At 73.5% G+C, this 21,615-nt stretch carries 21 protein-coding genes; 15 read left to right on the plus strand and 6 right to left on the minus strand.

Annotated elements, in window-relative coordinates; genetic code table 11:
• Positions 1 to 105: 105 nt before the first annotated feature.
• From rpmI to ACZ63H_RS13755, 8 genes are all read left to right on the plus strand, one after another.
• Entirely contained in the window at positions 106 to 300 is a 195-nt protein-coding gene (rpmI, locus tag ACZ63H_RS13720; protein ID WP_004933563.1) for a 50S ribosomal protein L35, read from the plus strand.
• Between the two features lie 98 nt (positions 301 to 398).
• Positions 399 to 782: a 50S ribosomal protein L20 gene (gene rplT / locus ACZ63H_RS13725; RefSeq protein WP_006141703.1), complete on the plus strand. Its 384-nt coding sequence runs from the start codon at positions 399 to 401 to the stop codon at positions 780 to 782.
• A gap of 200 nt (positions 783 to 982) precedes the next feature.
• The gene (locus ACZ63H_RS13730; RefSeq protein ID WP_469864541.1) at positions 983 to 1,846 is read left to right on the plus strand and encodes a TrmH family RNA methyltransferase; all 864 of its coding nucleotides are present in this window, start codon (positions 983 to 985) and stop codon (positions 1,844 to 1,846) included.
• Between the two features lie 50 nt (positions 1,847 to 1,896).
• A complete protein-coding gene (locus ACZ63H_RS13735) occupies positions 1,897 to 3,030 on the plus strand; it encodes a sensor histidine kinase (protein ID WP_469864543.1) in 1,134 nt (377 codons plus the stop codon).
• 153 nt (positions 3,031 to 3,183) lie between these two features.
• Complete coding sequence (pheS, locus tag ACZ63H_RS13740) at positions 3,184 to 4,305, plus strand: phenylalanine--tRNA ligase subunit alpha (RefSeq protein WP_469864545.1); 1,122 nt, start codon at positions 3,184 to 3,186, stop codon at positions 4,303 to 4,305.
• Entirely contained in the window at positions 4,305 to 6,818 is a 2,514-nt protein-coding gene (gene pheT / locus ACZ63H_RS13745; RefSeq protein ID WP_469864547.1) for a phenylalanine--tRNA ligase subunit beta, read from the plus strand. The genes pheS and pheT overlap by 1 nt, the downstream gene beginning before the upstream one ends.
• A gap of 330 nt (positions 6,819 to 7,148) precedes the next feature.
• On the plus strand, positions 7,149 to 8,489 hold the full coding sequence (locus ACZ63H_RS13750; RefSeq protein WP_469864549.1) for a transcriptional regulator: 1,341 nt from the start codon (positions 7,149 to 7,151) through the stop codon (positions 8,487 to 8,489).
• 64 nt (positions 8,490 to 8,553) lie between these two features.
• Positions 8,554 to 9,090 carry an NUDIX hydrolase gene (locus ACZ63H_RS13755; protein ID WP_469864551.1) on the plus strand — a complete coding sequence of 179 codons (537 nt, stop codon included), beginning with the start codon at positions 8,554 to 8,556 and terminating at the stop codon, positions 9,088 to 9,090.
• Here ACZ63H_RS13755 and ACZ63H_RS13760 read toward each other — a convergent pair.
• Complete coding sequence (locus ACZ63H_RS13760) at positions 9,087 to 9,347, minus strand: hypothetical protein (protein ID WP_469864553.1); 261 nt, start codon at positions 9,345 to 9,347, stop codon at positions 9,087 to 9,089. The genes ACZ63H_RS13755 and ACZ63H_RS13760 overlap by 4 nt on opposite strands.
• 196 nt (positions 9,348 to 9,543) lie before the next feature.
• The gene (locus tag ACZ63H_RS13765) at positions 9,544 to 10,404 is read right to left on the minus strand and encodes a 3-hydroxybutyryl-CoA dehydrogenase (RefSeq protein ID WP_469864555.1); all 861 of its coding nucleotides are present in this window, start codon (positions 10,402 to 10,404) and stop codon (positions 9,544 to 9,546) included.
• A gap of 173 nt (positions 10,405 to 10,577) precedes the next feature.
• On the opposite strand from ACZ63H_RS13765, the gene ACZ63H_RS13770 reads away from it, so the two are divergent.
• On the plus strand, positions 10,578 to 11,843 hold the full coding sequence (locus tag ACZ63H_RS13770; RefSeq protein WP_469864557.1) for a glycoside hydrolase family 10-like protein: 1,266 nt from the start codon (positions 10,578 to 10,580) through the stop codon (positions 11,841 to 11,843).
• On the opposite strand, the gene ACZ63H_RS13775 is transcribed toward ACZ63H_RS13770, so the two are convergent.
• Both ACZ63H_RS13775 and ACZ63H_RS13780 read right to left on the minus strand, forming a co-directional pair.
• On the minus strand, positions 11,844 to 12,041 hold the full coding sequence (locus tag ACZ63H_RS13775; RefSeq protein ID WP_469864559.1) for a DUF1918 domain-containing protein: 198 nt from the start codon (positions 12,039 to 12,041) through the stop codon (positions 11,844 to 11,846).
• A gap of 17 nt (positions 12,042 to 12,058) precedes the next feature.
• Entirely contained in the window at positions 12,059 to 12,970 is a 912-nt protein-coding gene (locus tag ACZ63H_RS13780; protein WP_469864561.1) for a DMT family transporter, read from the minus strand.
• Here ACZ63H_RS13780 and ACZ63H_RS13785 point away from each other — a divergent pair.
• Complete coding sequence (locus tag ACZ63H_RS13785) at positions 12,969 to 14,402, plus strand: aminotransferase-like domain-containing protein (protein WP_469864563.1); 1,434 nt, start codon at positions 12,969 to 12,971, stop codon at positions 14,400 to 14,402. The two genes, ACZ63H_RS13780 and ACZ63H_RS13785, sit on opposite strands and share 2 nt — an antisense overlap.
• A gap of 43 nt (positions 14,403 to 14,445) precedes the next feature.
• Positions 14,446 to 14,883 carry a GNAT family N-acetyltransferase gene (locus tag ACZ63H_RS13790; RefSeq protein WP_469864564.1) on the plus strand — a complete coding sequence of 146 codons (438 nt, stop codon included), beginning with the start codon at positions 14,446 to 14,448 and terminating at the stop codon, positions 14,881 to 14,883.
• Positions 14,884 to 14,890: 7 nt separating this feature from the next.
• Here the strand turns inward: ACZ63H_RS13790 and ACZ63H_RS13795 are convergent, their stop codons facing one another.
• Complete coding sequence (locus tag ACZ63H_RS13795) at positions 14,891 to 15,340, minus strand: DUF6314 family protein (RefSeq protein ID WP_469864566.1); 450 nt, start codon at positions 15,338 to 15,340, stop codon at positions 14,891 to 14,893.
• Positions 15,341 to 15,541: 201 nt separating this feature from the next.
• The gene (locus ACZ63H_RS13800) at positions 15,542 to 16,774 is read right to left on the minus strand and encodes a cysteine desulfurase (RefSeq protein WP_469864568.1); all 1,233 of its coding nucleotides are present in this window, start codon (positions 16,772 to 16,774) and stop codon (positions 15,542 to 15,544) included.
• Positions 16,775 to 16,856: 82 nt separating this feature from the next.
• Between ACZ63H_RS13800 and ACZ63H_RS13805 the strand changes: the two genes are divergently transcribed.
• From ACZ63H_RS13805 to ACZ63H_RS13820, 4 genes are all read left to right on the plus strand, one after another.
• A complete protein-coding gene (locus ACZ63H_RS13805) occupies positions 16,857 to 17,459 on the plus strand; it encodes an ABATE domain-containing protein (RefSeq protein WP_469864570.1) in 603 nt (200 codons plus the stop codon).
• Between the two features lie 246 nt (positions 17,460 to 17,705).
• Entirely contained in the window at positions 17,706 to 20,255 is a 2,550-nt protein-coding gene (locus ACZ63H_RS13810; protein ID WP_469864572.1) for a YfhO family protein, read from the plus strand.
• A 22-nt stretch (positions 20,256 to 20,277) separates the two neighbouring features.
• Positions 20,278 to 21,228, plus strand: coding sequence for a glycosyltransferase family 2 protein (locus ACZ63H_RS13815; protein WP_469864574.1), 951 nt, complete (start codon positions 20,278 to 20,280; stop codon positions 21,226 to 21,228).
• Entirely contained in the window at positions 21,228 to 21,596 is a 369-nt protein-coding gene (locus ACZ63H_RS13820) for a GtrA family protein (protein ID WP_469864576.1), read from the plus strand. Before ACZ63H_RS13815 ends, ACZ63H_RS13820 begins: the two co-directional genes overlap by 1 nt.
• Positions 21,597 to 21,615 lie beyond the last annotated feature (19 nt).

Genomic DNA, 21,615 nt, shown 5'->3' on the forward strand with positions numbered 1-21,615 from the left:
CCGTACGTCCCCGAGGATGTAACCGATAGAAGAGAGCGACGCTCCACCGTGCCCGGTTTCCACGACCGGGCACCGGAGCGCCACCGACGAGGAGATAACGGCGCTATGCCGAAGAACAAGTCGCACAGCGGTGCCAGCAAGCGCTTCAAGGTCACCGGCTCCGGCAAGGTGCTCCGCGAGCGCGCCGGCAAGCGCCACCTGCTCGAGCACAAGTCGTCCCGCGTCACGCGTCGCCTCACCGGCAACGCCGAGATGGCCCCGGGCGACGCCGCGAAGATCAAGAAGCTTCTCGGCAAGTGACGCGGCGGCGCTCTGCGAGCGCCGCGCGTCGGGACCGGGACCGAATCGTTTCCGGGTCGTGTGAGGACCCCCACGACCCCGCTACAAGGAGTTAACAAGTGGCACGCGTCAAGCGGGCAGTCAACGCCCACAAGAAGCGCCGGGCGATCCTGGAGCAGGCCTCCGGCTACCGCGGTCAGCGTTCGCGCCTGTACCGCAAGGCCAAGGAGCAGGTCACCCACTCGCTGGTCTACAACTACAACGACCGCAAGAAGCGCAAGGGCGACTTCCGTCAGCTGTGGATCCAGCGCATCAACGCCGCTGCCCGCGCCAACGGCATCACCTACAACCGCTTCATCCAGGGTCTGAAGGCCGCGAACGTCGAGGTCGACCGCAAGATCCTGGCCGAGCTGGCCGTGAACGACGCGAACGCCTTCGCGGCGCTCGTCGAGGTCGCGCAGAAGGCGCTGCCGTCGGACGTCAACGCGCCGAAGGCCGCGTGACGCCGCGCTGGCTCTAGCCGACGTTCACTCCGGGACCCGCAGGCTGCATAGCTTGCGGGTCCTGTTGTTGACGCCACCGGGCAGTCGTCCGGCTGCCCGCCGGCGGGGGCTTGCCGCGCAGTTCCCCGCGCCCCTCACGGGGCGCCGCAGCCACCTCGCGTGGAAAGAGCAAGAGAACTCATCCGAAGGTGAAGAACAACATGCCCCCCGTCAGCCCCGAGCTGATCTCCCCCCGGTCCGCGCGTGTCTCTGCTGCCCGGCGGCTTGCCAAGCGGAACTTCCGGGGGAAGGACCGGCTCTTCCTCGCGGAGGGGCCGCAGGCCGTGCGGGAGGGCGCCGGGCACCGGGGAGCCGACGGCGGCGCGACGCTCGTGGAACTGTTCGCCACCGTCGAGGCGGCGGAGCGGTACGCCGACATCGTCGGCGAGGCCCGCGAGGCCGGCGCCCGGGTGCACCTGGCCTCCGAGGAGGTCATCGCCGAGATCTCCACCACCGTCACCCCGCAGGGCCTGGTCGGCGTCTGCCGGTTCCTGGACACCCCCTTCGAGGACATCCTCGCCGCCCGGCCGAAGCTGGTCGCCGTCCTCGCCCACGTGCGCGACCCCGGCAACGCCGGCACCGTGCTGCGCTGCGCCGACGCCGCCGGCGCGGAGGCCGTGATCCTCACCGACGCCTCCGTCGACCTGTACAACCCGAAGGCCGTCCGGGCCTCCGTCGGCTCCCACTTCCACCTGCCCGTCGCCGTGGGCGTGCCCGTCGAGCGGGCCGTGGCCGGCCTCAAGGAGGCCGGCGTGCGCGTCCTCGCCGCCGACGGCGCCGGCGACCGCGACCTCGACGAGGAACTGGACAAGGGCACCATGGGCGGCCCCACCGCCTGGGTGTTCGGCAACGAGGCCTGGGGACTGCCCGAGGAGACCCGCGCCCTCGCCGACGCCGTCGTACGCGTCCCGATCCACGGCAGGGCCGAGAGCCTGAACCTCGCCACGGCCGCCGCCGTATGCCTCTACGCGTCGGCCCGCGCCCAGCGCGCCTCCGGAGGGTGCCGCTCCGTCACCCAGAGCTAGTAGGGTGACCAGCGCGGGGCCCTGCGCCGTTCGAGAGGTGGGGTACGGGGATGAGTGTGGCCGGCACGAGCGCCGGGCCGGAGGGACGGGACGCGCGGGACACATCCGTGCCCGGGCCGGGCGGACACCGGGGCCTCGACCCGGAACAGCTGCCCGACGGCCTGGTCATCGCCGATGAGAACGGCCGCGTGACCTGCTTCAACGCCGCCGCCGCGCGCATCACCGGGGTACGGCCCGCCGACGCCCTCGGGCAGCCGCTGGAGAAGGCGCTGCCCTTAGAGGACCTGGAGGGACGCCGCTGGTGGCAGCTCACCGACCCCTACGGCGGACTCGCCATCCGCGTCCGGCAGCCGGAACGCAACCTGCTGCTGCCGGGCGGCCGGGAGGTGCTGGTCTCGGCCCGCTACGCACGGGACGAACCGCTGGGGCCGGTCAGGTCCGTCGTCGTCGCCCTCCGGGACACCGAGGCCCGCCGCCGTACCGAGCGCAGCCACGCCGAGCTGATCGCCACCGTCGCCCACGAACTGCGCTCCCCGCTGACCTCCGTGAAGGGCTTCACCGCCACCCTGCTCGCCAAGTGGGAACGCTTCACCGACGACCAGAAGCGGCTCATGCTGGAGACCGTCGACGCCGACGCCGACCGGGTCACCCGGCTCATCGCCGAACTGCTGGACATCTCCCGCATCGACTCCGGGCGCCTGGAGGTCCGCCGCCAGCCCGTCGACATCGGGGCCGCCGTCTCCCGGCACATCCAGGCCTATGTGGCCGCCGGCCAGCCCGCCGAGCGCTTCCTGCTCCGCATCGAACAGCCGCTGCCCGACCTGTGGGCCGACCCCGACAAGATCGACCAGGTGCTCAGCAACCTCATCGAAAATGCCGTGCGGCACGGCGAGGGAACCGTCACCATTGACGTCACACCCTCGGCGTCCCCGCGCGAGGGCGAGGAAACCGGCACATCGGTCACGGTGAGCGACGAAGGCCCCGGCATCCCGGAGGAGTCCATGAACCGCGTCTTCACCCGCTTCTGGCGGGGCAGCAAGCGGGGCGGCACCGGACTCGGGCTGTACATCGTCAAGGGCATCGTGGAGGCCCACGGCGGCACCATCACGGTCGGCCGCGCCCACCGCGGCGGAGCCGAGTTCCGATTTACCCTGCCCGTGTCGGCCCCGGCGTATCTCGCCTGACGGCCCACGGGCTCTTCGTACACCTCCGCCCCGTTAGACTCGGCCTTTGGCACCTTTGTGTCCTGCACTCGGCCCTCGAGTCGGTGACGGGGACCATCCGCCAGGGGGCACCTCCCAGCGTCAGCTGGGGGACAATCGGAAGCACGGGAAGAGATGTCGGCACCCAATAAGTCGTACGACCCTGTCGAGGTCGAGGCGTTGAAACCGGAAGAGATCGAGCGCATGCGGGACGAGGCGCTCGCCGCCTTCGCCGCCGCGGACTCCCTCGACGCGCTCCACGAGGCCAAGGTCGCCCACACCGGCCCCGCCTCCCCGCTGGCCCTCGCCAACCGGGAGATCGGCGCCCTGCCCCCGCACGCCAAGGCCGAGGCCGGCAAGCGCGTCGGCATGGCCCGCGGCGCCGTGAACAAGGCCCTCGCCGCCCGCCAGAGCGAGCTGGAGGCCGAGCGCGACGCCCGGGTGCTGGTCGAGGAGGACGTCGACGTCACGCTGCCGTACGACCGCGTCCCGGCCGGTGCCCGCCACCCCCTCACCACGCTCTCGGAGCGCATCGAGGACATCTTCGTGGCCATGGGCTACGAGGTCGCCGAGGGCCCGCAGGCCGAGGCGGAGTGGTTCAACTTCGACGCGCTCAACATCGGCCCGGACCACCCGGCCCGCGGCGAGGCCGACACCTTCTTCGTCCAGGGCCCGGACGGCGGCGCCGAGTCCGGCGTGGTGCTGCGCACCCACACCTCGCCCGTGCAGATCCGCTCCCTGCTCGAGCGCGAGCTGCCGGTCTACGTGATCTGCCCCGGCCGCGTGTACCGCACCGACGAGCTGGACGCCACCCACACCCCGGTCTTCCACCAGGTCGAACTGCTCGCCGTGGACGAGGGCCTGACCATGGCCGACCTCAAGGGCACCCTGGACCACATGGTCCAGTCCCTGTTCGGCGAGGGCATGAAGACCCGGCTGCGCCCGAACTTCTTCCCCTTCACCGAGCCGAGCGCCGAGATGGACATGCTCTGCTACGTCTGCAAGGGCGAGTCCGTCGGCAACCCCGACCGGCCCTGCCGCACCTGCTCGTCCGAGGGCTGGATCGAGCTCGGCGGCTGCGGCATGGTCAACCCGCGGGTGCTCACCGCCTGCGGCGTCGACCCGGAGAGGTACAGCGGCTTCGCCTTCGGGTTCGGCATCGAGCGGATGCTGATGTTCCGCCACAACGTCGAAGACATGCGAGACATGGTCGAGGGTGACGTCCGGTTCACCCGGCCGTTCGGGATGGAGATCTGATGCGGGTCCCGCTTTCTTGGCTGCGGGAGTACGTCGACCTGCCGGCGACGGAGACCGGCCGCGACGTCCAGGCCAAGCTCATTTCGGCAGGCCTGGAGGTCGAGACCGTCGAGCAGCTCGGCGCCGACCTCAAGGGCCCGCTGGTCGTCGGCCAGGTGCTGACCATCGAGGAGCTGGAGGGCTTCAAGAAGCCGATCCGCTTCTGCACGGTCGACGTCGGCCGGGCCAACGGCACCGGTGAGCCCCAGGAGATCGTCTGCGGCGCCCGCAACTTCGCGGTCGGCGACAAGGTCGTCGTGGTCCTCCCCGGCGCCACGCTCCCCGGCGGCTTCTCCATCGCCGCGCGCAAGACCTACGGCAAGGTCTCGCACGGCATGATCTGCTCCGGCGAAGAGCTGGGCATGGGCGACGACGGCAGCCACGGCATCATCGTGCTGCCCCCGGAGACCGAGGTCGGCAAGGACGCCATCGAGCTGCTGGAACTGGTCGACGAGGTCCTGGACATCGCCGTCACCGCCAACCGCGGCGACTGCCTGTCCATCCGCGGCGTGGCCCGCGAGACCGCCATCGCCTACGGCCTGCCGCTGCGCGACCCCGCCCTGATCGACGTACCGGCCCCGAACGCCTTCGGCCACCCGGTCCAGGTCTCCGAGCCGTACGGCTGCGACCGCTTCACCGCCCGCACGGTCACCGGGCTGCGTCCCGAGGCGCGTTCCCCGCTCTGGCTCCAGCGCCGGCTGCAGAAGGTCGGCATGCGCCCGATCTCGCTCGCCGTGGACATCACGAACTACGTGATGATGGAGCTGGGCCAGCCGCTGCACGCCTACGACCGGAAACTGGTCCAGGGCACCATCGGCGTGCGCCGGGCGGAGGAGGGCGAGAAGCTCGTCACCCTCGACGGCGTCGAGCGCACGCTGCACGCCGAGGACCTGGTCATCACCGACGAGCGCGGCCCGATCGGGCTCGCCGGCGTGATGGGCGGCGCCCACACGGAGATCGCCGACCACGAGGACGTGGAGAACGCGACGACCGAGGTGGTCATCGAGGCCGCCCACTTCGACGCCGTCTCCGTCGCCCGTACGGCCCGCCGCCACAAGCTGCTGTCCGAGGCGTCCCGCCGCTTCGAGCGCGGCGTCGACCCGCAGGCCGCCCCCGCGGCCGCGCAGCGCACCGTGGACCTGCTGGTCCTGCTCGCGGGCGGCACGGCGGAGGCCGGGGTCACCGAGGTCATCGCGCCCTCGGCGCCGCACACCATCACCCTCCCGGCCGACCACCCGGACAAGGTCGCGGGCGTCACCTACGGCCGTGAGACCGTCGTGCGCCGTCTCCAGGAGGTCGGCTGCGACGTCTACGGACAGGACGAGCTGATCGTCACCGTCCCGTCCTGGCGGCCCGACCTGGCCGACCCGAACGACCTCGCGGAGGAGGTCATCCGCCTGGAGGGCTACGAGAACCTGCCCTCCACGCTGCCCAAGCCCCCCTCCGGCCGCGGTCTGACCCACCGCCAGCGGCTGCACCGCCGGGCCGGCCGCGCGCTGGCCGGCGCCGGGTACGTCGAGGCGCCGAACTACCCCTTCCTCGGCGAGCAGGTCTTCGACCAGCTCGGACTGGCCGCCGACGACCCGGCCCGCCGGGTCGTCAAGCTGGTCAACCCGCTCAGCGACGAGGAACCCGCGCTGCGCACCACGCTGCTGCCGGGCCTGCTCGGCGCCCTGCGGCGCAACGCGGGCCGGGGCTCGCACGACCTGGCGCTGTTCGAGACCGGCCTGGTCTTCCACCCGCGTGAGGAGAACCGCGCCGCCGCGCACCTGCCCGTCGACCGGCGTCCCACCGACGAGGAGATCGCCGCGCTGAACGCCGTGCTGCCCGAGCAGCCGCGGCACGCGGCCGTCGTCCTCGCCGGGGCGCGCGAGCAGGCCGGCTGGTGGGGCAAGGGCCGCCCGGCCGACTGGGCCGACGCCGTCGAGGCGGCGCGCGCCCTCGCCCGCGAGGCCGGTGCGGAGCTGATCGTGCGCAAGGGCCAGTACGGTCCCTGGCACCCCGGCCGGTGCGCCGAGCTGGCGGTCGCCGCGGGCGGTACCGAGAAGGTCGTCGGCCACGCCGGCGAGCTGCACCCGCGGGTCCTGAAGAGCCTCGGCCTGCCCGAGCGCACCTGCGCGATGGAGCTGGACCTGGACGCCCTGGAGGCGGCCGGCGACGGCGTGGTGCGGGCCCCGGGCATCTCCGCGTTCCCGGTCGCCACGCAGGACGTCGCCCTCGTCGTCGACAAGCCCGTGCCGGCCGCGGAGGTCGAGGCGGCGCTGCGCGAGGGCGCGGGCGAACTGCTGGAGTCCATCCGGCTGTTCGACGTGTACGAGAACGCGGAGCAGCTCGGTGACGGCCGCAAGTCGCTCGCGTACGCGTTGCGGTTCCGCGCCGGTGACCGGACGCTCACCGTGGACGAGGCGTCCGCGGCGCGCGACGCGGCGGTCGCCCTCGCGGGCGAGCGCACGGGAGCGGTGCTGCGGGGCTGAGCGCCGTCCAGGGTTCCCCGCGCGGCCGGTCGCGGTTCGTCCGTGGCCGGCCGCGCGGCTCCCCGCGCCTCCTCCGGGGGGCGCCACCGGCGGAGTCGGACCGTCCTTTCGGGGCCGGTCCGATTTCCCTGTCGGGCCACATCGGGGACCGCAGGCATGATCCGCATCCGGGTCCCGGTCCGGCGGCAGCCGGTCGGCGTCCTGTTCCCGGGGACCGGCCCGACGGCGAGGTGCGCGTCCTCGACCGCGGCCGCCCCGGAGCCCGGTTCACACCCCGTGTGAAGGCGGAGCCACTACGCTGACCGCACCAGGCCATCCGGGGGTCATCCCATGCAGCCCAACACTCTGCTCGACGCCATCCTGGACGAGGCGGGGATCTCGCACGCCGGCCTCGCCGCCCACGTCAACCAGGCGGGCCGCGGACGCGGTCTCGCGCTGCGCTACGAACACACCGCCGTGGCACGGTGGCTGAAGGGCCAGCGGCCCCGCGGCCAGGTGCCCGACCTGATCTGCGAGGTGCTGGCGGCCCGGCTCCAGCGGCCCGTCACGCTCGACGACATCGGGCTCGGCGTGCCCGGCGAGCCGAGCGGTGCGCACGCCGGTTCGCTGGGCGGGTTCGTGGAGCGGGCCACCGCCCTGTGGCGGTCGGACGAACAGCAGCGGCCCCATGTGCTGGGCGCCCCCGCGGTCACCGGCACGCCCGCCGTGATGCCGGTGTGGGAGTGGGAGAACCCGCCCGAGGACGTCGACGTGTCCCGGGGCGGCCGGCAGCGGGTGACCGCGGCCGACATCGAGGTGCTGCGTGCCGCCCGGACGCACTACGAGCAGATGTACCGCAAGGCCGGCGGGATCGCGACCCGCTCCCGGGTCGTCGGCTTCCTCAACGCCGAGGCCGCGCCGCTGCTGCGGGGCAGCTATCCGGACGCCACCGGACGCCAGCTGCACCGGGCCACGGGCGCCCTGGTGGCCATCGCCGGCATCTGCGCGTACGACTCCGACGCCCATGGACTGGCCCAGCGCTACTTCCACCAGGCGCTCAGGCTCGCCAAGGCCAGCGGGGACCGGGGGCTCGGGGCGTACGTGATCGCGCTGCTGGTCAACCAGTCGCTGTTCATGCGGGAGTACCGGCAGGCCGTCGCCTTCGCCGAGGCCGCGCTGCGCACCGCCGGCCGGCACATCACCCCGGCCCTCGCCTCCGACCTGTACGCCATGCAGGCCAAGGCGTACGCCCACCTCGGCGACGGCGGCGGCGCGCTGTCCCGCATCCGGCGCGCGGAGACGGCGGCCGAGCGGATCCGGCGCGGCCACGAGCCCGACGAGACCGGATACGTGCAGCCGGGGCTGGTCCATGTGCAGGTGGCCGAGGCGCTGCTCAGCCTCGGCGACCTGACCGCGGCCCGGGAACACGCGGCGGCGGCCGTCGGCACCCCGGCCCACGACCGGGGGCGGGTGCACCGGCTGGCCATGCTCAGCACCATCGAGCTGCGCCGGGGCAACGCCGACCGGGCCGCGGCCTCCGCCGTGCAGATGGCGGAGCAGGCCCGGGGGATGGAGTCCCAGCGGCTGCGCGACCGCCTGCGCGCGGTGCGCGAGCATCTGGTGCGCTGCGGCTCGGCCGGCACCGCCGAGGCCGCCGAACTGATCGACGGAGCGCTGCGCGTGCCGTTGTAGGCCCACTGTGGGGTACCCGGTCCCTGCTGCGATATTGCCACTCCCCGACGGAAGGTGGCATACCGTGCAGTGGACGAAACACTGTGAAAAAACCGTGTATGGGAACCGCTGGTTCCGTGTCAATCTCGCGGATGTCGAGCTGCCGGACGGCCGGCACCTCGACCACTTCGTCATCCGGCTGCGGCCCGTGGCCGTGGCGACGATCGTCAACGAGGCGAACGAGGTGCTGCTGCTGTGGCGGCACCGCTTCATCACCGACAGCTGGGGCTGGGAGCTGGCGGCGGGCGTCGTCGAGGACGGCGAGGACATCGCGCGCGCGGCGGCCAGGGAACTGGAGGAGGAGACCGGCTGGCGGCCGGGGCCCCTGCACCACCTCATGAGCGTGGAGCCGTCCAACGGACTCACCGACGCCCGGCACCACGTCTACTGGTCCGACCGGGGCGAGTACGTCGGACACCCCGTGGACGACTTCGAGTCGGACCGGCGGGAGTGGGTCCCCCTCAAACTCGTCCCCGACCTGATCGCCCGTGGGGAGGTCCCGGCCGCCAACATGGCGGCCGCGTTACTGCTGCTGCACCACCTCAGGCTCGCCGAGGGCTAATGGGCCGACAACGCCTGCCACAGCGTCACCACGAGCGCGCCGACCGCGGTCAGCGCGGCGAGCGAGGGCAGCGGCCAGCGTGCGTGTTCCAGCGAGGCCATCCGGGAGTCCAGATCGTCCAGTTCCTTGGCGGTCTCCTCGGTGCGGTGGCGGAGCAGTGCCAGGCCTCCCTCGACGCGGGCGTACGCCACATCGAGGCGGCGCCGTAACTCTGCGAGTTCTCCATGGACCACGGGATGCTCCGGTTCGACGGTCACGGGTCCGCTCCTCTCGGTAGTCGAAATGAATGGGTTCCGCATCCCTTGCATGCGCATGATGAGTCAACTCGCCTGGTGGGTGCATGGGGAGCGTGTGCGGCGGGCATCTGTGTGCCCGGCGCGCACACGGTGTGTGAAACAGTCGGGCCCGGCACCGTACTCCGGTGCCGGGCCCGCTGGGCGTCGCTCTTCGTAATCAGCCGTAGGTGTAGAAGCCCGACCCGGTCTTCCGGCCGAGCCGGCCCGCCTCCACCATGCGCTGGAGCAGCGGGGGAGCGGCGTACAGCGGCTCCTTGTACTCGGCGTACATCGAGTTGGCGATGGAGACGATGGTGTCCAGGCCGATCAGGTCGGACAGCTTCAGCGGGCCCATCGGGTGGGCGCAGCCCATCTCCATGCCGTTGTCGATGTCCTCGCGGCTCGCGATGCCGGACTCGAACATCCGGATCGCGGAGAGCAGATAGGGCACCAGCAGCGCGTTCACCACGAACCCGGAGCGGTCCTGGGCACGGATGGCGTGCTTGCCGAGCGCCTTCTCGGCGAAGACCTGGGCGCGGCTCAGCGTGCCCTCGGAGGTGGTGAGCGCCGGGATCAGCTCGACCAGCTGCTGCACCGGGGCCGGGTTGAAGAAGTGGATGCCGACCACGTGGTCCGGGCGGGAGGTGGCGACGGCCAGCTTCACCAGCGGGATCGAGGAGGTGTTGGAGGCGAGGATGGCGTCCGGCCGGGCCACCACCTGGTCGAGCACCTGGAAGATCTCGGTCTTGACCTGCTCGTTCTCCACGACGGCCTCGATCACCAGGTCCCGGTCGGCGAACTCGCCGAGGTCGGTGGTGAAGCTCAGCCGGGCCTGGGCGGAGTCCCGCTCCGCCTCGGTGATCTTGCCGCGCTCGGCGGCCTTGGCCAGGGAGTTGTACAGCCGGGTACGGCCGATCTCCAGGGCCTCGCCGGTGGTCTCGGCGACCTTCACGTCCAGTCCCGCACGGGCGCACACCTCGGCGATGCCGGCGCCCATCTGGCCGCAGCCCACGACTCCGACGCGCTCGATGTCGGTCACATCGTCCCCTTCGCTGGTCTTCCGGCTGGCTGGCAGGACCCCCGGGTTTCGGCGCCTGCTCCGATCGTGCACGTTACCGCCAAGTATCGATGATCGATCGCCCGGGTGGGGGCATCCTGGACGGCGGAACGATCCGTGAGCGAGCGGATCCGGAGTGTACGGGGAGGTGCCTGATGGCACGCGTCTCGCGGCGGGTCCTCGCCCGCGCCGCGCTGTCCGCCCTGGCCGTGCCCGCCCCCGGCCCGGGCGCGTCGCCGCCCGGGGCGGGCGCCGTTCCCGCCGCGGGTCCGCCGCACCGCGGGCCGCGGGCCGCCGCCGGGCTGCGGGGCGTCTGGATCGCGACGGTCGCGGGCCGGGACTGGCCCTCGCGGCCCGGCCTCACGGCGGCCCGGCAGCGCGCCGAGCTGACCGCCCACCTCGACCGCGCCGTCCGCGCCCGGCTCAACACGGTGATCCTCCAGGTGCGGCCGGCCGCCGACGCGCTGTGGCCGTCGCCGTACGAGCCCTGGTCCGAGTGGCTCACCGGCACCCAGGGCCGGGACCCGGGCTGGGACCCGCTGGGCACCGCCGTCGAGGAGGCCCACGCCCGGGGCCTGCGACTGCACGCCTGGTTCAATCCGTACCGGGTCGCCAACCACACCGACCCCACCCGGCTGACCGCCTCCCACCCGGCCCGCAGGCACCCCGGCTGGGTGGTGCCGTACGGCGGCCGGCTCTACTACAACCCGGGGCTGCCCGAGGTCCGCGCCTTCGTGCAGCGGGCGATGCTGGACGCGGTCGCCCGCTACCCGGTCGACGCCGTCCACTTCGACGACTACTTCTACCCCTATCCGGTCGCCGGGCAGACCTTCGACGACGACGAGGCGTACGACCGCCACGGCGGGGCCTTCCCCGACCGGGCCGCCTGGCGCCGGGACAACATCGACAGGCTGGTGCGGGAGACGGCCGCGGGGATCCGCCGGGTCCGGCCCGGCACCCGGTTCGGGATCAGCCCGTTCGGGGTCTGGCGCAACGCCGCCACCGACCCGCGCGGCTCCGCGACCCGGGCGGGCGTCCAGACGTACGACGACCTGTACGCGGACACCCGCACCTGGGTCCGCGAGCACTGGATCGACTATGTCGTCCCCCAGGTGTACTGGCACATCGGCGACCCCGCCGCCGACTACGCGGCCCTCGTCGCCTGGTGGGCCGAGGCCGCCCGGTCCACCGCGACGCACCTGTACATCGGGGAGGCCCTGTACAAGGCGGGCGCGGCCGGGCAGCCGCCGGCCTGGCAGGACCCGGCCGAACTGTCCCGGCATCTCACCCTCGCCGCCCGCCACCCGCGGGTGCGCGGGCACGTGTTCTTCGCCGCCGGGGACCTGGCGGCCGACCCGGCCGGGGCGATGGCGCGCGTGGTCGCCGACCACTACCAAGGGCCGGCGACGCCACCGCGCTGACTACACCTGTCGCTCTTTCCTGTGCTCCACCTGGCAGTCGGGCCCGGGGGACATGATCGTCTCGTGTCCGTTCTCGGCGCGGACGCGGTACGGCGGGTTGCCCTCGGGACCGAGTACTTCGACCACTTCCACGACATGGTCGTGCTGACCCACCACCCTGCCGTGTGTGATGAGCCGGTCGCCCTTGGACGCGTGCATCTGGGCCCTCCTTGCGCTCACGACCGCTGCGTGACGGCGATGCACACGAGCACGGCCACGGCGGTCAGCGGTGCGGCCACCGTGAAGTGCTCGCCCAGCAGCAGCGCCGACCACACCAGTGTGAGCAGGGGCTGGGCCAACTGCAACTGGCTGGCCCGCGGGATGCCGATGGCGGCCATGCCCCGGTACCAGACGACCAGACCGAGGAACTGCGAGCCGAGGGCCACCCACAGCAGCCCGGCGACGCCGTGCCCGGTCAGGTGCACGGGCTCGTACGCCAACGCCACCGCGGTGGCCGGCACGCTCAGCGGCAGGCACAGCACCAGCGCCCAGCCGATGACCTGCCAGCCCGGCATCACCCGGGCCAGCCGGCCGCCCTCGGTGTAGCCGGCCGCGCAGACCACCAGCGCCGCGAAGAGGTAGGCGTCGGCCGTGGTGAGGGCGCCGCCGCTCTGGGCGAGGGTGAAGGCGATCACGGCCGCCGCGCCCGCCACGGCCGCCAGCCAGAACCGGCGGGAGGGCCGGACGCCGGTGCGCAGGGCCGAGAACACGGCGGTGGTCAGCGGCAGCAGCCCCACCACCACGGCCGCGTGGGCGGTGGTGGACGTCTGGAGGGCGAGCGTGGTCAGCATCGGGAAGCCCAGCACCACTCCGGCGGCGACCACGGCCAGCCCGGCCAGATGGCGGCGCGCCGGCAGCCGCACCCGCAGCGCCAGCAGACAGCCCCCGGCGACGAGCGCGGCGAGGACCCCGCGCACCGCCACCAGCGACCACGGGCCGAAGCCCTCCAGGCCCCAGGCGGTCGCCGGGAAGGTCAGCGAGAAGGCGATCACGCCGAGCCCGGCCTGGACGGTCCCGAGGCCCCGCAGGTCTTCGGGAGCGGTGACCGCTATCGGGCTCGCGACAGTAGCGCTACTCTGTGTTCTCATGCAACAGCGTAGCAGTGTGGGTGAATTGGCCGAGCAGCTCCGACAGGAACTCGACCGCTACTCACCTGGTGGAAAGCTCCCGTCGAGCAGGGCCCTGGTGGAACGGTTCCGGGTGAGCCCGGTCACCGTCTCGCGGGCCCTCGCCCAACTCGCCGCCGAGGGCCTTGTGGTCACCCGCCCCGGCGCCGGCGCCTACAAGGCCCGGCCGCACCGCCCGCAGGGCACCGCCGGGGACACCTCCTGGCAGGAGGTCGCCCTCAGCGCGGACGGCGCGGCCGACCTCGTCCCGCGCACGGTGGACGCCTCGGGCGTCACCGTGTCGCTGGCCGCCCCGCCGCCCGGGGTCCTGGAGTTCAGCGGCGGCTATCCGCACCCCTGTCTGCAACCGGAGCGGGCCATGGCGGCGGCCCTGGCCCGGGCCGGCCGGCGGCCCGGCGCCTGGGAACGACCGCCGCTGGAGGGGCTGCCCGAACTGCGGGAGTGGTTCGCGCGCGGGATCGGCGGCGCCGTCACCGCAGCCGAGGTGCTGATCGCCGCGGGCGGTCAGGCGGCCCTCGCCACCGCCCTGCGCGCGCTCGCCCCGCCCGGCGCCCCGGTGCTGGTGGAGTCGCCCACCTACCCGGGCATGCTGGCGCTCGCCCGCGCGGCCGGGCTGCGGCCCGTCCCGGTGCCCGTGGACCCCGACGGGGTACGCCCCGACCTGCTCGCGGACGCCTTCCGCGCCACCGGTGCCCGGGTCTTCGTCTGCCAGCCGCTGTTCCAGAACCCGACCGGTGCCGTGCTGGCCCCCGCCCGGCGTGCCGAGGTGCTGGGCATCGCCCGCGAGGCCGGCGCGTTCGTCGTCGAGGACGACTTCGTGCGCCGTCTCGTGCACGCCGACGCCGGGCCGCTGCCCCGCCCGCTGGCAGCCGACGACCCGGACGGCGTGGTCGTCCACGTCGGCTCGCTGACCAAGGCGACCTCGCCCAGCTTCCGGGTGAGCGCGCTGGCCGCGCGCGGCCCGGTGCTGGAACGCCTGCGGGCGATCCAGGTCGTGGACAGCTTCTTCGTGCCCCGCCCGCTCCAGGAGGCCGCCCTCGAACTCGTCGGCTCCCCGGCCTGGCCGCGCCATCTGCGGGCGCTGTCGGCCGAGTTGAAGACCCGCCGCGACGCCATGACGGGGGCGCTCGCCCGGGAGCTGCCCGAGCTGGCCCTGCCGCACGTCCCGGCCGGCGGCTACCACCTGTGGCTGCGGCTGCCCGAGGGCCTGGACGAGGCGGCGCTGACCGCGGCGGCGCTGCGCGCGGGCGTCGCCCTCACCCCCGGCCGCCCCTACTTCAGCGCCGAACCGCCCGCCGCCCACCTGCGGCTGAGCTTCGCCGCGGTGGCCGGCACCGGGGAGATCGCGGAGGGGGTGCGCCGGCTGCGGGCGGCGTGCGACGAGGTGCGGTGAAAACCGCTCGTCCGTACGGGGGGCGGCCTGTGAGGATCACCGTATGAGTGATGCATCCGGCCTCCCCGAGGGCTACGAGTTCTCCGCCGACCCCGCCCGCGTCGACGTCGACCGCGTGTACGGCTGGCTGTCGTCCGACGCGTACTGGGCGGTCGGCCGCCCCCGTGAGAAGCACGAGCGGGCGATGGCGTCCTCGCTGAACTTCGGGGTCTACGCCACGGCCTCGGGCGAGCAGGTGGCGTACGCCCGCGTGGTCACCGACCGGGCGCTGTTCGCCTGGCTCGCCGATGTGTACGTCGACCCGTCGGTGCGCGGCAAGGGCGTCGGCACCGCGTTCGTCGGCCGGATCCGCGAGCACCTGGCGCCCTTCGGGCTGCGCCGGCTGCTGCTCGCCACGGAGGACGCGCACGGGGTCTACGCGAAGCTGGGCTTCCGGCCGCTGGAGCGCCCGGAGCAGTACATGGCGTACTCCTTCGACTGAGCGCGCCTCAGGGCTCGCGGGTGTAGTCGGTGGTGAGCACCAGGTCCTTCGCCGGGCCGCCGACCCGCCAGACCGTGCGCCAGCGGCCGGCGTCCAGGACCGTGAACTCGCCGCGGTAGAGGTCGGCCGCACACGGATGGTCGGCGACGTACCGGCCCGTGGTCAGGTCCAGGTCGTGGAAGGGCCGCCCGTCCGCGAAGCGCACGTCCGCCCGGCCCGGCGCGGGCCCCGGCAGGAACCGCAGCGTCCGGGTGGCCGGCCTGGCCACCCCGCGCCAGGTGAAGACGCCCGACTCCTCGTGCAGCAGCCCCCCGCCCTCCAGCGGGCCGAAGACCGTGGTCCCGGTGAACCGCCCGTCGTCCCCGCCCGCCAGGTCCCGCACCGTGCGCTCGACGTGCCAGCGCCCGGACAGGTAGGCCGGCAGATCGGCCACCGGCCAGAACTCTTCCTCACGCATCCCTGGCGGTCTGCCCCTCTTCCCGTCCGGTCCCGGCCCGCCCCATTGGCGTGCTCGTACCCCTTCCCCATTTTGCCGCCCACGCCGGCGAAGGCCGTCACGCTCGCCGCCGCGCCGGACGCGGTGAACTCCGAGACGTCCACGGCGGTCGCCCCGCGCACGTCCCCGCCACCGGGGTCGCGGGGACGTTCGCGTACGCGCTCAGACGCCGAAGTAGCGCTGGGCCGCCCGCACCCCCGCCACCAGCGCGTCGACCTCCTCCGGCGTGTTGTAGACGTAGAAGCTCGCCCGGGTGGTCGCCGCCACGCCGAAGCGCCGGGCGAGCGGCCGGGCGCAGTGGTGGCCCACCCGGACGGCGACGCCCCGTTCGTCCAGCACCTGCCCGACGTCGTGCGGATGGACACCGTCCACCGTGAAGGAGACGGCGGAGCCCCGGTCGGTGAGGTCGCCCGGACCGACGATCCGCACCCCCGGCACCTCGGCGAGCAGCTCCAGGGCGCGGGCGGTGAGCGTGTCCTCGTACGCCGCGACCTCCGCCATGCCCAGCCGCTCCAGGTACTCCACCGCCGCCGCGAGCCCCACCGCCTGCGCGGTCATCGGCACACCCGCCTCGAAGCGCTGCGGCGGCGGCAGGAAGGTGGTGCGGTCCATCTCCACGATCTCGATCATCGAGCCGCCGGTCAGGAACGGCGGCAGGCCGGCCAGCAGCTCCGCGCGGCCCCACAGCACGCCGACGCCGTTCGGGCCGAGCATCTTGTGCCCGGAGAAGGCCAGGAAGTCCGCGCCCAGCTCCGTCACGTCCACCGGGCGGTGCGGCACGGACTGGGCGCCGTCCACCACCACCAGCGCCCCCACCGCGTGGGCCCGGTCGGCCAGCTCCCGGACCGGGTTGAGGGTGCCGAGGACGTTGGACTGGTGGGTGAGGGCGAGCACCTTGGTGCGCTCGTCCAGCAGCTCGTCCGCCCGGGTCAGGTCCAGCCGGCCCTCGTCGGTCAGGCCGAACCAGTCCAGCGTCGCGCCCGTCCGCCCGGCCAGCTGCTGCCAGGGCACCAGGTTGGCGTGGTGCTCCATCTCCGTGACCACGATCCGGTCGCCGGGCCCGATCCGGCCGGCGTTGCCCAGCGCGTACGCGACGAGGTTGACGGCCTCGGTGGTGTTCTTGGTGAAGACCACCTCGTCGTCGGCGGCGCCGATGAACCGGGCGATCGCGTGCCGCGCCTGCTCGTACGCCTCCGTCGCCTCGCCGGCCAGCTGGTGCGCGCCGCGGTGCACGGCGGCGTTGCGGGTCAGGTAGAAGTCCCGCTCGGCGTCCAGGACCTGGAGCGGCTTCTGCGTGGTGGCCCCGGAGTCCAGGTAGACCAGCGGCGCGCCGCTCGCCACCGTCCGCCCCAGGATCGGGAAGTCCTTGCGCAGCGCGTCCACATCGAAGGCCACGACAGCTCACCTCTCACGGTTTTCACTTCGGTTCTCCGTGAGGAACGCTAAGTCATTCTCACGGAGAACCGCAAGGAATACCATGAGGGACGTGGATTTTGAGACACCCGTGTACCTGCACCGGCTCCCGGTCCCCGGCGAGGACCGGTACGCCTCGCTGGCGCTGGTCAACACCCGGTTCACCGTCAGCCACGGCCGGGTCGACCTGCTCGACGGCACCGAGGCCGCGCACCTGTGGCTGGTCCGGCAGGCACTGCTGCCCGACCGGGCGGACCTCGACGACGGCCAGTCCGGCCGGCTGCGCGCCCTGCGGGAGGCGCTGCGGGCCCTCTTCGCGGCCCGCGCCGCCGGGGACCGGCCGCCCGGCGACGCCCTCGGCACCCTGAACGCCGCCCTCGCCGCGGCCCCCGTCACCCCCCGCCTGCTCTGGGGTGCCGACGGCCCCCGCCGGTGCGACGCCCCCGACTCCGGCGACCCGGTCGCCGCCGCGCTCTTCCTGCTGGCCGAGGACGCCGGCGACCTGCTCACCGGCGCCGACGCGGCCCAGCTCACCGAGTGCGCCGCCCGGGGCTGCGCGCGCTGGTTCCTGCGCTCCCACGGCGCCCGCCGCTGGTGCACCACCAAGTGCGGCAACCGGGTCCGGGCGGCCCGCGCCTACGCGGCCCGGAAGGCCGGTTCACCCTAAAAACACCTGCCGGAAATGCAGAGTTTCCCTTTCGGTCATCAAATTCACGCGGCGTTTCCCCGCTCCGCGGGAAGTCGCCCGATTTTTCGGTGAGCACACAACCATTCGGAATGGTCCTCCGTCTAAGTCCGCGAATAGACGGGGTACGCATTCTGTGAGGACACCGAAAATGCATCGCAGCACTCCACCGGACGCACCCGGCAATGCCCGGGGGAACTCCCGGCCGCGCCCGGACGGGAACCGGGTGTGAAAGCGGTGTCCCGGCCGGGGCGGGCCGCCTGCCTGCTCGCCGCCGCCCTCGCGGTCACCGCGTTCTGCGCCGGTGACGCCCTCGCGCGCAGCTACCCCTTCGGACCGCGCACCCGCGCCGTCAACGACCTCGGCAACCAGTTCGTGCCCTTCCACGCCCACCTGTGGGACCTGCTGCACGGCAGGGCCGAGGGCGGCCTCCTCGTCAACTGGCAGTCCGGCTACGGCGCCTCGTTCCTGCCCGACCTCGGCACCTACCTCGGCAGCCCGTTCGCCCTGCTGGTCGCCCTCTTCCCCCGCGACGAGATCGACCTCGCGGTGTACGCGATCACCGTCCTGAAGATCGCCTGCGCCGCCGCGGCCATGGCCGGGCTGCTGCTGGTCCTCCGGCCCGGCCGCTGGTGGGCGGCGGGCCTGCTCGGCGCCTCCTACGCGCTGTGCGGCTGGACCCTCGCCGACGCCGACTACAACCCGATGTGGCTCGACGGGCTGATCGCCCTGCCCCTGCTGTGCCTGGCCGGCGAGTGGGCGCGCACCGGACGCCGGCGCCTGCCCGGCGTGCTGATCGTCGCGCTCGCCTGGACCGCCAACTTCTACACCGCCTACATGGCCACGCTCGGCGCCGCCCTGGTGCTGCTGCTCCGCCTCGTCCTCATCCGGCCGCCCCGCCGGCAGGCCCTCGCGGCGGCCGGCCGCGCCGCCCTCACCACCGCCCTCGGCGTGGGCCTCGCCGCCCCGCTGGTGCTGACCGTCTACTTCGGCACCCGGCACGCCTACCCGGGCCGGGTGCGCGCCTTCGCCCCGGTACCGGCCGAGGACGTGCTCGCCCGGCTGCTGCCGACGGCGTACGGCTGGGGCTCACCCGCGCTCTACGCCGGCACCACCACCCTGCTGCTGGCCCTCGCCCTGCCCTTCCACCGGGCGGTCCCGGGCCGGGTCCGGGCCGGCTGGACGGCCCTGGTGGTCCTCGCGGTCCTGTCCCTCCAGTGGGCCCCCACCCACCTGGTCTGGCACGCCTTCGCCACCCCGCAGGGCAGCCCCTACCGGCAGACCTTCGTGGTGTGCGGACTGCTCGTCATCGCCGCCTGGCACACCCTGTCCCACGGCCCGCCCGGCCCGCGCGCCCTCGGCCTCGCCGCCCCGCTGTTCGCCCTGATCACCGCCCTCGCCGGCCGCAGCGCCGTGCTGCGGCCCCTCACCTGGCCGGTGCTGCTGCTCGCCGTCGCCGGCGCCCTCGGCGGGCTGGTGCTGCTGGCCCGCGCCGGGCGGCGCCGCGGCCTCGCCTCCCTGGCCGCCGTCCTGCTGCTCGGCGCCCAGACCGGGGAGAGCGCCGCCACCACGGCCGTCACCACCCGGCTGCACCTCGCCCACCTGGACGACTACGCGCCCTGGGGCGAGCGGCAGGACCGGCAGTCCGCGCTGATCGCCGAGGCCGACGACTGGCCCCGCCACCGCACGGACCCCGGCCGGGAGCAGACCGTCGGCAACGACCCGCTGCTGGTGGGCGGCGAGGGCGCCCAGTACTACAGCAGCCTGACCTCCGACGTCCTCAGCCGTACCCTGACCGCGCTCGGCGGCGGCTGGACCTCGCGGGGGCGCAGCGTGCAGAGCCTGGACAACGCCGTCACGGACGTGCTCTTCTCCGTCGGCGCCCGGGTGCACTCCCCGTCCGACCCGCACCAGAAGCACGCGCCGCCGCACCAGCGCCCGGTGCACCTGACCCGGCGGGACGTGCCGCCGCTGGTGACCGTGCGGACCCACCCGGACACCCGGTCCTTCGGCGACTCGCCCTACCGCAACCAGGAGATCCTGCTCGGCGGCCGCGTCTACACCGTCCCCGCCCCCACCGTCCGGGACGACTCGGGCAGGCCGCTGCCGGACCGCCGGGTCGGCTCCGGCACCGCCCGGACCCGGCCGGAGATCACCGCCCGCTGCCCGGCCGGCACCCAGGTGCACCTGTGGGCCCCGCACTACTCCGGCACCGCCCGGCTGGACGGGGGTGCCCCCGTGGTCTTCCACGCCAAGGACACGCGCAGCCGTGCCGCCCTGGCCCCGCTCGGCACCGCCCCCGCCTCCGGGCGGCTGACCGTCCGGCTCACCCCGGACCGGCCCGGCAGGATCCCGCCCGGCGCGATCGGCTGCCTGGACACCGGCCGGCTGCGCACCGCCGCCGCGCGCCTGACGGCCGCCGGCGCCACCGACGTCACCGTCTCCGACGGCACCGTCCACGCCCGGCTGCCCGCCGGGAGCCGGGGCCTCGCGGTCCTGGCGGCGCCCCGCATCGCCGGCTGGCGGTGCGCCGCGGGGGACGCCCCGGCCCGGCCGGCGGGGGAGTACCACGGCCTGATCGCCGTCCCCCTCGGCCCCGCGGCGACCACGTTGACCTGCACCTATCACCCACCCGGCCTCCGGCTGGGCACGGCGGTCGGGGGCGCCTCGCTGCTCGTCCTCGGCGTGCTGACCGCCGGCACCGCCCTGCGCCGCCGCCGCGCCCCGGCGCCGCCCACGACCACATCACCGCGCGAGCGGGTGACCACCGCTCACTGACCGCGCCCAGGGGGAATCCACCATGCTGATATCCATCGTCGCGCCCTGCTACAACGAGGAAGACGTCCTCGCCCGCTTCCACGAGGAGGTCCAGAACGTCGCCGAGGAACTGCTGCCCCTCGGCCACGACATGGAGTTCGTCTACGTCGACGACGGCAGCCGGGACCGCACCCTCGCCGTCCTGGAGGAGCTGGCCGGGCAGGACTCCCGGGTCCGCTACGTCTCCTTCAGCCGCAACTTCGGCAAGGAGGCGGCCCTGCTCGCCGGCCTGCGGCACGCCGCGGGCGACGCGGTGATCGTCATGGACGCCGACCTGCAGCACCCGCCGCGGCTGATCAAGCGGATGGTCGAGCTGCGCGAACAGGGCCACGACCAGGTCATCGCCCGGCGCACCCGTACCGGCGACCGGCTGACCCGGACCCTCACCGCGCGCCTGTACTACCGGCTCGTCAACCGCCTGGTCGACGTCGAACTCGTGGACGGCGTCGGGGACTTCCGGCTGATGTCGCGCCGGGTGGTGGACGCGGTGCTGGGCCTGACCGAGTACAACCGCTTCTCCAAGGGGCTGTTCGCCTGGGTGGGCTTCCCGAGCACCACCTTCGAGTACCGGAATGCCGTCCGCGAGGCCGGCCGCAGCTCCTGGAACCTGCGCGGACTGCTCAACTACGGCCTCGACGGCCTGCTGTCCTTCAACAACCGCCCGCTGCGCGCCGCCCTCTGGCTCGGGGTGACCCTGCTGCTGTGCGCGGGCCTGTACACCGCCTGGATCGTGGGCGCCGCGCTCGTCAACGGCGTCCAGACCCCCGGTTATGTGACCATCATCACCGCCGTGACCGCCCTCGCGGGCGTACAGATGGTCATGCTGGGAGTCATCGGGGAGTACACCGGCCGCATCTACTACGAGGTGAAGGGGCGCCCGCACTTCCTGGTGAAGGCGACCAACGTGGAACGGACCAAGGACCTCATTCCCTGATGCGGCAGATACTGACCTTCGCGGTGGTCGGTGTCGTCAATACGGCGACCTACTACTGCCTTTACCTGTTGTTCCTGACCGGCCTGCCCTATCTCGCGGCACACATCCTGGCTTTCACGCTCGCCATGATCGGCTCCTTTTTCCTGAACGCCCGCTTCACCTACCGGACCCGTCCCACCTGGCGGAAATTCCTGCTGTTCCCGCTGACCAACCTCACCAACTTCCTGATCACGACGGCCGGGGTGTACGTGATCGTGGACGTCCTGCACGCCGGGAGCCGCTTCGCCCCGCTGCTCGCCTCCGCCGCGGCGATCCCGGTCACCTTCGTCGTCTCCCGCTGGGTGATGCTGCCCAAGTCCATTGCATAAAAGTGCAGCGATACGTATA

Source organism: Streptomyces sp. NPDC104831, assembly GCF_055583025.1.

Coding starts and splice junctions, on each gene's coding strand:
- rpmI (WP_004933563.1), top strand. CDS start 106: ATGCCGAAGAACAAGTCGCACAGCGGTGCCAGCAAGCGCTTCAAGGTC.
- ACZ63H_RS13730 (WP_469864541.1), top strand. CDS start 983: ATGCCCCCCGTCAGCCCCGAGCTGATCTCCCCCCGGTCCGCGCGTGTC.
- ACZ63H_RS13735 (WP_469864543.1), top strand. CDS start 1,897: ATGAGTGTGGCCGGCACGAGCGCCGGGCCGGAGGGACGGGACGCGCGG.
- pheS (WP_469864545.1), top strand. CDS start 3,184: ATGTCGGCACCCAATAAGTCGTACGACCCTGTCGAGGTCGAGGCGTTG.
- pheT (WP_469864547.1), top strand. CDS start 4,305: ATGCGGGTCCCGCTTTCTTGGCTGCGGGAGTACGTCGACCTGCCGGCG.
- ACZ63H_RS13750 (WP_469864549.1), top strand. CDS start 7,149: ATGCAGCCCAACACTCTGCTCGACGCCATCCTGGACGAGGCGGGGATC.
- ACZ63H_RS13770 (WP_469864557.1), top strand. CDS start 10,578: ATGGCACGCGTCTCGCGGCGGGTCCTCGCCCGCGCCGCGCTGTCCGCC.
- ACZ63H_RS13775 (WP_469864559.1), bottom strand. CDS start 12,041: ATGCACGCGTCCAAGGGCGACCGGCTCATCACACACGGCAGGGTGGTG.
- ACZ63H_RS13785 (WP_469864563.1), top strand. CDS start 12,969: ATGCAACAGCGTAGCAGTGTGGGTGAATTGGCCGAGCAGCTCCGACAG.
- ACZ63H_RS13780 (WP_469864561.1), bottom strand. CDS start 12,970: ATGAGAACACAGAGTAGCGCTACTGTCGCGAGCCCGATAGCGGTCACC.
- ACZ63H_RS13790 (WP_469864564.1), top strand. CDS start 14,446: ATGAGTGATGCATCCGGCCTCCCCGAGGGCTACGAGTTCTCCGCCGAC.
- ACZ63H_RS13795 (WP_469864566.1), bottom strand. CDS start 15,340: ATGCGTGAGGAAGAGTTCTGGCCGGTGGCCGATCTGCCGGCCTACCTG.
- ACZ63H_RS13805 (WP_469864570.1), top strand. CDS start 16,857: ATGAGGGACGTGGATTTTGAGACACCCGTGTACCTGCACCGGCTCCCG.
- ACZ63H_RS13815 (WP_469864574.1), top strand. CDS start 20,278: ATGCTGATATCCATCGTCGCGCCCTGCTACAACGAGGAAGACGTCCTC.
- ACZ63H_RS13820 (WP_469864576.1), top strand. CDS start 21,228: ATGCGGCAGATACTGACCTTCGCGGTGGTCGGTGTCGTCAATACGGCG.